Genomic DNA, 11550 nt, shown 5'->3' with positions numbered 1-11550 from the left:
CTGTTCTATAATTTTTAAAGCCAATGCTTTATCTTTGCTTTTAATGGCATACGCAAGACGATCAGGAAAGCTGGTGCTATCCATCTTCACGATTTCATCTTCGAGTTCGTGTTTGGTCATACCGACCTTCACGACTTCTTTATTATCGCCTTTATTGGGATTCTTTTGAAAAGAACATCCGACGATGAAAGTAGCGCAAAGTAATGAAATTGGAGCGATCTTTTTAAATTCCATATACATAGGCATAGCAACAGCAATGCCTATCCATCGAGAATTAATCGAGTCTTGGTTTATTAGAACTGCAAAGCCAGGGCGAAGAAAGTCACCTTCTTGCCCCGATTCTCAGATTGAGACGCTAATGAATGATCTCAAGCACGAAGTGATCGTGAGCGGTGTCGTAGTCGAGGATGTCGGCAAAGCGACCCCAGTCGAGCATAGTGGCAACGATCTTCGATGAGTTTTCGAATGGTGCCTGCTTCGCAATAATCTCGGCCATTTGATCTTTCGAGAAATGATCTTCACGAGACATCTCTTGGAACAATACTTTGAACAATTGCAAACGCTTGATCTGTGCACCAAAAATTTTCGTACGCTCTTCTGGATCTGCGTGAACGACTTTCGTGCCAAGTGAAGTCAGTAGAACGTCATGCTCTGGTGTCTCCACGAAGCCTAAAATTTCCGCGGCTTTGGCGATGGCGATTGTTTCGGCAAATTCGACTTTCATTTGCGCTGACAATTCGAAAATATCCGTCGTGCCTTTATCTGAATCCAAGATTTCCAAAAGACCGATCACTCGATGGGCCTCGACATGAGGAAGAAGTTCGATACGTTCTTTTTCACCCGATACCACGCGCTTGCGCATTTCTTCCTTTGGTGCATCCGGCATGTTCACTTCCGTGATCAAATCATGAATCTTGTCCACCATCTGACGGAACTGCAAAGACTTTTCGTTACGAGGATATGGTAACGTGTTTTCAATTTCGTAAGCGATGCGACCTGGGTTGCTCGAGATAATCAAAATACGCGAAGCCATCGACACAGCTTCCGCAATACTGTGGGTCACCATGAACGCCGTTTTAAAAATATTGTTCTGCTGACGCCAGATATTCACGATCTCAGAGCGCAAATTCTTCGCTGTTAAAATATCCAAAGCACTGAACGGTTCATCCATCGCCAAAATATCTGGATGTGCTACCAGCGCTCGAGCAAATCCCACCCGTTGGCGCATACCGCCCGATAATTCTTTCGGATAGGCGTTGTCATGACCTCCAAGACCGACAAGATCCAGGGCCTTTTCGATTTCTTTATCTTGTTCTTCAGGTTCAAGTTTGCGTTTCGTCAAACCCATGCGTACGTTTTCTGCCACAGTTAACCAAGGGAACAAGGCAAAGCTTTGGAAGACGATCGAGATATTTGGATTCACGCCTTCAAGCAATTCTTCGTTGCTAAAAACATAACCTGTACTGGCTGGAACAAGACCTGACATGATTCGCAGAATTGTCGACTTCCCAGAGCCTGATTGACCAAGCAAAGCAATAAACTCGCCTTCGCGAACCGTCAGATTGATGCCCGTTAAGGTTTCGACTTTCTGATTGCCGACACCTGCGTAGGATTTAGAAACATTATCTAAGCGTGCTAGAATTTGTTTTTCGTTACTCATCTTGATCTCCTACTCTAAACGGAAGCGTTTTTCAGCCAAGTCGTAGAGTCTTCTCCACACTAATTTATTCAACACAGTCACGAACAGGGACATCACAACGATACTACAGAAAATTGCGGGCCAGTCGCCCTTCTCGGTGACATCTGCGATGAAAGCACCAAGACCATCGGCCACCAGTTTCTTATCGCCCCAACGAGCGAACTCGGCCACGATGCTGGCATTCCATGCACCGCCGGCTGCGGTGCAAGCGCCTGTTACCCAATATGGGAAAATCCCTGGAATGATTAATTTCTTCCACAAGCCCCAGCCGCGAAGACCGAAAACTTTTGCTGACTCTTTCAAATCCGAAGGAACACTGCTGGCGCCAGCGATAACGTTAAACAAGATGTACCACTGAGTTCCCAAAGCAATTAGAAGCACACTGCCCCAATTCATTGAAATCGAGTGCGCCACAAAGAATCCCACCGCAAATGGGAAGGTCATATTCACCGGAAATGAAGCCGCGATCTGCGCGATCGGTTGGACCAGCGCTGCCACTCGAGGACGGAAACCAATCCACACCCCGATCGGAGTCCACACCGCTGTCGCCACCACAACCATCACAAGAACACGAAGCATCGTATAGAAGCCAAGTTTCACGATATCTAAGATTTGTTCAAGGCTTAGTCCCGTTTGAATCTCGCGAACCAAACGAATCGAGTAATAAACAATCAATCCCCAGATACAAACCATGAAAATCATGCCGATCACGGACGCAAGCTTTTCACTGCGATGATTGCGCACAAGAACTTCGGGAACTTTCACTTGCGGCTCAATCGCTGACATGGCCTTCGAGATTTTTTTGCGAAGATCTGCCGTCACACTGCGAATCCATGAAGCACTTAGCAAAGCTTCAAGGACCCAAGATTTTGAAGTCTCTGAAGACTCGGTCAATTCCACACGGAATTTCTGTGACCACGCCACGACGGGACGCCATAAAAGTTGATCCAAAGCTACGATCATCAAGACCATGGCCACCACGGCCCACATTGCAGCCTTCGTGTCGCCTTTTTCAATTGCAAGGCCCATGTATGAACCAAGCCCCGGCAATTTAAAATTCTTATTCAAAACATTGATAGCTTCTGATTGCACCACGAAGAACCAGCCCCCACCGAAACTCATCATCGAATTCCAGATAAGACCGATCATGCTACTTGGAACTTCCAACATTTTAAAACGCTGCCAACGAGACAGACCAAATGCCCCAGCGGCCTCGGTCAGATCTTTAGGAATCGTCACCAGGGAGTGGTAGAAACCAAAGGTCATATTCCAAACCTGGCCAGTGAAGATCGCAAAGATGCTGGCCATCTCTAAGCCCATCAAACTTCCAGGGAACAGGCTCATAAAGCCCGTCACTGTCGCGGATAAGAAGCCCAGAACTGGCACGGATTGAAGAATATCAAGAGCTGGCAAGATGATCCCACGGGCACGAATGCTATGAGCCGCTAGATACCCCACAGACAACGTAAAACCTAGTGAACAGAAATACGCCAAGAACATGCGAAGCGTGCTGCGTGCGAGGTAATAAGGAATATTACCGTATTCGAGACTGACCTGCGGAGGCGCATATTCACTGAAAGGACGGAACATATCCCGCCCGAGGGAGCCTACGACCCAAAACAGCATCAGCAGACCCACCATCACGGCGATATCCACCCAACGCAGGCGCAAGTTACGATTAAAAACTCCCTCGAGAGGAGGCAGTTGAAAGAGTTTCTTCATGTTACCTCTGAGGCTCACACGAAGGACTTACCTTAGGAATTCAATTTTTTTTGAATACAACATCCGACAGACGAGTCAGATGCGAAAGAGGGAGAAATCCTCAACGACACAAGACCCGCGTTTATCTAAAGTTGCCCCCAGGGTCTTCGTCCATCGCCGTCTCCTAAAAATTATTCCGCCATTCAGCAGAGTCGTTGTTACAATTGTTAATACGCTCGAAATTTGGGGACCGCAATAGAAAAGATTAAATCGGAGCAAGTTTCAAATGAGCCTTCTAAAAGTGTTCAGAAGTTTTACACTTGCGATTCGCCAGAATTAAAAAAGCCCACTGCTAGAGCGGGCTTTTGGAAAACTATTTCTCACCAACGATGTAGGCGATCCAACTTTGGCAGGACTCCCCATGATCGACACGAGTGAAGTTGCCGTCACCCGATCCGTCCTTCGCAGTGCCTTCCCAATACACATGGGATTTCTTAAAGCCCACTTCATGCATGATCTCGCGAAGTTCCGGTATAGTCCACAAGCGCCAGTCGTAAGAGAAAACCTGTTCGATCTTCTTACCACCCACGCGGAAGTGAATATGGAATAGCGCTTCGTTTGTCACAGGATCAAAGTTTGTCTGATCCCAGTAATAAGTGAAATCAGGATGCTTGATGGTATCCTCAATAGCATCATAGCACTGACTTCCACCGAATACGTCCACCAAGAAAATACCATCTTTACCCAGAGTTTTATAAACGTTCGCAAAGTAGCGTTTGATAAGATCTCTTTGTTTAAAACAGAAATACGAGAAATTCATCGCCGCTACGATGTCGGCCTTAGGCAAGTTCGGATCAAGAACATTGCCTTCGATCAAACGCATACGACGTTGCTGTTCAGGCTTTAACTTCGTCAAATAGTTTGTTTTACCGTAAGCCATTGGTTCTGGATCAAGATCGATACCCACAGCTTCAAAACGTGGATTTAATTTGATCCATTCTGTAGACAAGGCAAACGTTCCGCAGAAGTCTTCACGAAAAACGCGTGGGTTTTTCCCCTTCAGTTCTTTAAATGTATCGCGGATAAAAACCACGTCATTTTCAGCTGATTGAACAGCCTTGCGATATAACTCGTATTTATCGAAATGCGTTTTATTGCTTTTCTTATTAACACGACGACGAACTTTTTTTCTGTGGGACTCTGCTGTTTTCGCCATTACGGAACCTCTGCTACAACTTCGCGAATCGCTATTTCAATATCATGGTGCTGAGGCACAGTTGCTCTTTCCAATGCTGGAGAAAGGCCGATACCTGGAAGATTTTTAGAGGCAAGAACACGAGGGCGAGCCATCAAATGATAGAAGCACTCTTGAGTTGTTCTGTAAGCCAAATGCTCGCCGAAGTTAGTCACCTCTGTGTCTTCATTTACGAACAGAACACGACCTGTTTTCTCAACAGACTCTTTAATCATTTGCCAGTCGTATGGATAAATTGAACGAAGATCAATCACTTCCACCGAGATACCATCATGAGCCAATTTCTCGGCCACTTCGTTACACAAGTGAACCATGCGGCTGTAAGTGACAACCGTGATATGCTCACCAGCATGAGTGATCTTACCTTTACCAATTGGCACAATGTATTCCTGAAGATCCGGCCAACGAGGCTTCCAACCTGCAGCGTTCTGTACAGGTTTATCGATCATCGCTTTTAATTCTTTTTCATCCGCCGGTTCACCAGGGATCAATTCATCACCTTTATGGCGCATCAATGCTTTCGATTTAAGATACAAAACTGGATTTGGATCTTGAATCGCAGACAACATCAGACCGTAGGCATCCAGAGGATTCGAAGGCATCACGATTTTCCATCCAGGAATACGAGACGCCCATGCATCGAACGAATGCGAGTGATAGATAGATCCAAAGATCCCCGCACCCACCGGAGTCATCACAACCATCGGCAATGGCACTTGACCGTTTGTCACCCACATCGTGTTGCCTGCAATTTTTAGAAGATCAATCGTGTTAAAGATATAATCCGCGAATTGAATCTCGGCCACACAACGGTCGCCAGTCATCGCGATACCCATCGCCATGCTGATGATACCACGCTCATCGAGCGGAGAGTTCCATGCTGTCTTCAAACCTTGAGTCGCAGTGAAAACGCCACCGAGTGGTGCCCCCACGTCTTGACCAAAGATGTCTTTAACACCCAAATGTTTTTCACCGTAGTGAAGCGCCATTCTGATGGCTTGAGCTACACTTGCCATTAGAATTTTCTCCAATCAGCATTTTCATTATTAACAAAAACATGATCCCAGATAGAATCAGCTGTAGGGCTTGGCTCACCACGGGCTTGCTCTTGCGCCTTCACGCCTTCCTCTTCATAGATCTCCCAGATTTTTTTCACTTCGGAGTCAGTCAAAATACCGGCCGCCAAAAGTTTCTTTTCGAATTCCATCACTGGGTCAAACAATTCAACTTTACGATTCGCACCATCTGCAGAAGAGTGACCGTACAAACGAGTCACGTTCACTTCAAGGAACGAAGGTTTACCGGTCTTGCGGATGTATTCCATCTCTTCTTGAAGTGCGAGATAAGCCTCTACGGGATCGTTACCGTTAATCACGCGTGAACGAATGTTGAATGCTTTCGCACGATCAGCAATTTTCGTTTCGCCATGTTGCCCTTCATACGGAGTCGAAATGCCGTAGCCATTGTTTTGGACAGTGATCAAAACAGGAAGCTCTTGGCCTTTGCGAGATGCCCATACCAGACATGTTGCAAAATCGCCCTCTGCCGTCCCAGCATCACCACCCGTTACGATAGAGATAGATTTATGACCCGCACGTTTTTGCGCGTGAGCCGTACCACAAGCCAGAGGATATTGAACTTCAATTGGAGAAGTTACAGGCGCCACGTTCCACTGAGGGAAACAGTAGTGACCCGCGAAATTACGTCCGCCTGTTGAAGGATCTGTCGCGCGATTCATCATCAAGCGAGTCGCCTCAATCATCGGCATACCCAAAGCCACCATCGTCGGAGTACAACGATAATGAAGATGCATCCAATCATACTCAAGGCCTCGCCCTTTGCGCACAAGCATTCCGAGTGGTACACCAAATGCTTCCTCACCCGGACCACCGATCCAGAAGAAGCCCTCGCCGGCTTTGTAGATTTTGATCACGCGTTCTTCAAGAACACGGGACTTCACCATCAGATCATGCATTCTCAATAAGATATCTTCAGACAAGCCGCCAAAGTCGAATTTCTTCGCAGCAACTTTCTTCGAAGACTTCACGGCAGCTTTCGCTTTGGCAACTGGAGCTTTTTTCTTCGCAGCTGTCTTCACGCCAGTTTTTACAGTGGTCTTTTTAGACATGTAGTGGACTCTCCAATTTAGGCACACGAATTTGTTTCGTGGTGCTTTTGCTCTTATAAAATGAACGAGTCTATCTAAGCGAAAACAGGCTTCATTGTCGCCATAATTCAACCTATGCAAAGGCTTCTAACGCCCCAGGTCATGACACACCGAAACAAAGGAGTATAACGGCCTCACAAAATCACATCGTGAGGTCTAAAAATGAAGACACTCGTATTGGCAATCAGCCTTCTTGCATGCAGTTCTGCTTGGTCTTTGGGCAAAGATAACTTCACCCTTTCTCAACCCGGTGAAGTTATGAGAGACGTCATGAGCCGTCGTGATAACTTGAAAGAGTTTGTCCAACAAGCTCGCGAACTTTCCGCTCAGCAAAAAGCTCAACAACAAGCTGCTGATCATTCGCAAAGGTCCCCAAATAACTCTGAGACAACGACAAAATAAAATCGGCGTTCTCATTCCGAGATCGCTTTTTTCGTAAAAATTTTCTCCTTGTTTAAGGCATTTAGCCAACTAAGGAAGCACCTCCTCAGTCTTTCCATGGTGACGCAACATCGGCGACCTACAGTGGAATTATCACGGAGGTTTTTATGGGTTACCGCTACAGTGCCTTTGACCTTGAGTTCGCGGCCGAAAGAAAATCAGCCAGCGAAATTTGCGAGATCGCAAAATCTTTTCCGACCGAGGAAGCGACCACTAGAACAACACTCATCGAACCCCAACAACTTGATGCGCACAAATTTGCAAGCATTCAAACTCTTGGCGCTGAAGTCCGCCGTCTGGCTCGTAACGGAGAGCTGGCCGCTCGCCACAGCAAGACCCTAGCCATCCGCGCTGGCGAACTTGCAATGAGTGCAGTGAGTGGATTTAAAAAGATTAGAATTGGTTAGATTTTTAAGAAGGCCCCGTTTTGGTCAGAGTGTTCTCAGTTTTTCTCTTTGATGTGGTCTCTCTCGAAGAGAAAAACTTCTTTTACTTGCAAATAAAGGCGTAAGGATTGGAACGACAGATCGAACTGCGCAACTCTGCCAATTCTCGATCGCGCAGTTCATTCTCTGCCTTCAATCGAGAATTTTCCCTCTCCAAAAAAGCCAAGCGATGTTGAGATTGCTCCAATGGCATTGCCACCGCTGCACTTGCTACCGCTAATATTCCCACGATGACTGCGATCTCCGCATTTTTTAAAACATTCCAAAACTTCATTTCGCCCTCACAATAAAAGAATCGGCATGAGCAAAATTTATTTAAAGTACTATTTCGCTCATCCATGTACTGAAGTGCTCCAGATTGTACAACCTCATAGACTTTGGTTTTAGAAATAAAAAAAGCCCCGAGGTTTTCCTCGGAGCTTTTCAACAACAACTAACTGGCAAAGAAACTACTTCGAATTAGCCTGCTTCGGAGTGACAAGAGCCTTGCCCTCTTCCAATTGGATCAAATCAAGAAGAACATTTTCTGACTCCTGAATATCAGGACGCTTTAAATACTCTTCATTTTTCTTGGCTTTCGTAGCTACCTTCTTCGCTTTTTCTTTTTTCTCTTTTTCGTTTTTATCTTTTAGAACTTCGCTTACTCGAATGACTTTGCCGCGAGCTTTCGCCTTGTTAAGCTCATCAACGATTTTCTTGAACTCATCGTTCTTAGCAACGCGTTCTGCAGATCTTTCACTCAACGACTTCAGCCATTCAGGTTTCAACTCTTTCCATGCGCCAGGACCTTCTTTTACGTAAGCCTCTGGAGAAATGAAAGACTCGATTGTTTTCGGTGGAAGAGAGTAATCCATATACTTCTCACCGATATCGTCTGTGCTGAATGGACCCGGCAATACCACGTCCGCATCGACACCGCGATGTTGAGTCGATTTGCCCGATGGTACAAAGAACATACCTACAGTTACTTTGATCGCGCCCAAGTTATTTGGAATTGGAAGAACGGATTGAACGCTTCCTTTACCATAAGTGTGGTCACCACCAACGATCACCGCACGTTTATAGTCTTGCAAAGTGCCAGATACGATCTCGGAAGCCGATGCAGAAATACGACTTGTCAAAACAACAAGCGGACCTGCCCAATCAACTGTTGGATCTGTATCGCGAAGAGCGGCTTCTGCACGGCCTTCATTTTTAGAAGATTGTTTTACAACGTTACCTTCTTTAAAGAACAAGCCCGCAATTTTAACCGCGTCCTCTAGAGAACCGCCACCGTTGTTAGAAAGATCTAACACCAAGCCGTCTGCTTTTTTATCAACTGCTTCTTTTACAAGTTTTTTCATGTCAGCCGCAGAAGATCTGCCGCCACGACGAGAGTCCGCATAGAAAGATGGGAAATTGATGATGCCCAATTTCTTTTTCTGACCATTGACTTCTTTGTCTACAAAAATAATGGAAGCGGCTTCGTCTTCAAGATTTACTTTTTCACGAGTCAAAGTAACGTCGAAACGTTTCTTGCTGTCGCCTTGTTTACGAAGGATCGTCAAACGAACTTTTGTGCCCTTGTTGCCACGGATTTTTTTAACTACGTCTTTCAAATCCATGTCGATCACGTTTTCCATCGCGCCTTTTTCTTGGCCGACAGCGATGATCTTATCTTGTGGCTCGATCAAACCAGATTTTGCAGCTGCTCCGCCTGGAACCAATTGCTCAACCACTGTGAAACCGTCTTGTGAAGAAAGTGTCGCGCCGATACCTTCCAATGACAAACGCATTTGAATTTCGAAATCCTCTAGCACGTCACGAGAGAAGAAGCTTGAATGTGGATCCAAAGCTCTTGCAAAACTATCAAGATAGCCGGAGTACAAATCGTCTTCCGTCGTTTCTTGAGTACGTTTCACGGCACGGTCATAGTTTTTAGAAACGTCTTTTTTCGCTTCTTCAAGCTTCATGTCCGTCGCAAGATAGTTACCAATTTGGAATTGGATGTATTTTTTTAGATACTCGTTGGCCTCGTCATTGTTTTTTGGCCAAGGTTTTTTGTCTGGATCAAAAGAAAACTCTGTGGTCGCATCGAATTTAAAATCTTTGCCCAAGTATTTCTTCGCGAAAGCATCGCGATCCTTCACTCTTTCAAGAACCAGCTTTTGAGCCTCATCCAAGAAAGAACAGTCGCGATTTTTAGTTTTTTCGAAAACATTCGTCATGGATTTTTTGATCGCATCGACGTCTGCTTGAGTTAGATAGATTTTAGAAGGATCAAGACGCTTAAGGTATTGCTCCGTCACTCTTGTTGCTAACTCTGCATCGCGGTTTGAATACTTAACGTGGTTCGCAAGAAAACCTTGCTCAATCACAGTAAGATAACGACATTCCAAACCGTCTTTAAGTTGTGCGGCTGCGATTGAAGAAATCGCAAGAGATCCGGCAACAACCAAACCCTTAATACCCTTCGTCAGTGAACTCATGATGGCCCTTCCATTGGCCCCCAGTTGGGAGCAACTACTAATTCCAATAGATTAGCAGTATTTTCGGCAGGAGCATTCAATTTATGAAGCTCGTCATAAATTAGGACTTGTAAGAATATTTAAGACTTTCGTCCTTCGGTCGAAGTAGAATCTTCGAAGAAGGAGAGTTGGGATAGATTCTCGATTTTGTCGCCCTGAAGACCGCTGTTTTTCACTTCATGTTTGATGAAGTTGCCATGCTGAGTTTCGATCATAAAGAAGGACATCTCTGGGAACCTAGACTTAAGGCGAGTCATCTCTTCAACGATCAGCTGAATATTCTTTGGGTCATCATCAGACATGCCAAAGCGATGATGAGCATTGTAGCCATAAAGCTCGATGGCTTTTTCCACACTGGCGCGAATAGCTCTTTGCTTTAGTTCGGCGGTTCCTTGTTTTAAATCTACGTCACCCAAAGCAACACGCGTTGCTTTGTGGCTCACCGGATAAACGCTGAGATAATTTGGTTCGAGGGGCAAAAGTTTGTTCTTAACAAACACACGAATACCCTCTTTGATCGTATCGGGATGATGACCACGAGCTGTAATAACTGACAAAGGACGTTGATTAAACGTCGCATGATAGAAACATTCCCAAGACGGGCCTTTCCATTGGAAGTCCGGAAAGCCCAATGCTTCAGCCACGTCTTGAACGAAGGTTTGATTTTTACCACTTAGTTTTTCGATCTCTGTTAAATCAACGTCGCGGAAGTTTCTGAATGTACCTGTAGAATCACAAAAATCCATCGCATAGTCTGCATAAAGACCCGACTTGCCGATTGCTTGATGATGTTGAGCAAAATCCCCACTAGAAATCATCACTTCTTCGCGGGTGTCTTTATGGAAGAGAATCAAAGGAGTTGTTAGGAAAGCAATATTGTCGTCGAAGTCGAAGAAATAGAAACTGCGCCCGCCCAGATGGAAATTACGATCCCTCTCTGGCTGACGATTGATTCCTAAATCTAATTGTCCCTTACGAGACTCTTCGCTCATGCAAATACCCTCTAAAACTCAAGCACTATAGCAAAGCTGTTCCATTTCGCAAAGAGGGCTGCACAAATTTCTCGGGCAGACCACTTTCGTCTAAACCTTAGACACTTTCTTGCGGGCGCTATTTAATCCAAAGAACTTTCGTCGCCATGAGGTTCATAGTGTCTTTAGAAACCCAGTAAGCGCCCTGACTTTTCTCACAAATGATACTATCTTTGTAGGCGCATGTGGTTCCCCAAGAATTCCTAACCAAATAATGACAAACGCCACCAATGCTTTTTCTGCCGATGATTGTCGAGGCATGACCTCCGCCGAAAATACCGCCAACACCTGTCACATATTTCG

The 11550-nt window shown here is 45.5% G+C and carries 11 protein-coding genes and 1 pseudogene; 2 read left to right on the top strand and 10 right to left on the bottom strand.

All coding sequences use genetic code 11. The features are described 5' to 3' along the window. From VF412_RS16510 to VF412_RS16485, 6 genes are all read right to left on the bottom strand, one after another. A partial coding sequence (locus VF412_RS16510; RefSeq protein ID WP_331340365.1) for a hypothetical protein occupies positions 1-234 on the bottom strand: 234 nt, incomplete at its 3' end. Between the two features lie 121 nt (positions 235-355). Beyond that, positions 356-1660, bottom strand: a complete 1305-nt coding sequence (locus VF412_RS16505; protein WP_331340364.1) for a nitrate/sulfonate/bicarbonate ABC transporter ATP-binding protein — start codon at positions 1658-1660, stop codon at positions 356-358. Between the two features lie 9 nt (positions 1661-1669). Further along, positions 1670-3421, bottom strand: coding sequence for an ABC transporter permease (locus tag VF412_RS16500; protein WP_331340363.1), 1752 nt, complete (start codon positions 3419-3421; stop codon positions 1670-1672). A gap of 352 nt (positions 3422-3773) precedes the next feature. After that, positions 3774-4616, bottom strand: a complete 843-nt coding sequence (locus VF412_RS16495) for a class I SAM-dependent methyltransferase (RefSeq protein WP_331340362.1) — start codon at positions 4614-4616, stop codon at positions 3774-3776. After that, positions 4616-5671, bottom strand: a complete 1056-nt coding sequence (locus VF412_RS16490; RefSeq protein ID WP_331340361.1) for an alpha-ketoacid dehydrogenase subunit beta — start codon at positions 5669-5671, stop codon at positions 4616-4618. Before VF412_RS16490 ends, VF412_RS16495 begins: the two co-directional genes overlap by 1 nt. Continuing rightward, positions 5671-6783: a thiamine pyrophosphate-dependent dehydrogenase E1 component subunit alpha gene (locus VF412_RS16485; protein WP_331340360.1), complete on the bottom strand. Its 1113-nt coding sequence runs from the start codon at positions 6781-6783 to the stop codon at positions 5671-5673. Before VF412_RS16485 ends, VF412_RS16490 begins: the two co-directional genes overlap by 1 nt. Positions 6784-6984: 201 nt before the next feature. Between VF412_RS16485 and VF412_RS16480 the strand changes: the two genes are divergently transcribed. After that, a complete protein-coding gene (locus VF412_RS16480; RefSeq protein ID WP_331340359.1) occupies positions 6985-7224 on the top strand; it encodes a hypothetical protein in 240 nt (79 codons plus the stop codon). Positions 7225-7370: 146 nt separating this feature from the next. After that, complete coding sequence (locus VF412_RS16475; RefSeq protein WP_331340358.1) at positions 7371-7670, top strand: hypothetical protein; 300 nt, start codon at positions 7371-7373, stop codon at positions 7668-7670. A gap of 82 nt (positions 7671-7752) precedes the next feature. Here VF412_RS16475 and VF412_RS16470 read toward each other — a convergent pair whose 3' ends face one another. The 4 genes and pseudogenes from VF412_RS16470 to VF412_RS16455 form a co-directional block, all read right to left on the bottom strand. Continuing rightward, on the bottom strand, positions 7753-7983 hold the full coding sequence (locus VF412_RS16470) for a hypothetical protein (RefSeq protein ID WP_331340357.1): 231 nt from the start codon (positions 7981-7983) through the stop codon (positions 7753-7755). 175 nt (positions 7984-8158) lie between these two features. Beyond that, the gene (locus VF412_RS16465; RefSeq protein ID WP_331340356.1) at positions 8159-10177 is read right to left on the bottom strand and encodes a S41 family peptidase; all 2019 of its coding nucleotides are present in this window, start codon (positions 10175-10177) and stop codon (positions 8159-8161) included. 119 nt (positions 10178-10296) lie between these two features. Continuing rightward, complete coding sequence (locus VF412_RS16460) at positions 10297-11208, bottom strand: hypothetical protein (protein ID WP_331340355.1); 912 nt, start codon at positions 11206-11208, stop codon at positions 10297-10299. 118 nt (positions 11209-11326) lie between these two features. Continuing rightward, positions 11327-11550, bottom strand: a pseudogene (locus VF412_RS16455) (hypothetical protein); the annotation flags it as partial.

The organism is Bdellovibrio sp. (assembly GCF_036384735.1).
GTDB lineage: Bacteria > Bdellovibrionota > Bdellovibrionia > Bdellovibrionales > Bdellovibrionaceae > Bdellovibrio.
Note: the sequence above shows the minus strand (reverse complement) of the source record. Positions and strands in the feature narration are given on the sequence as shown.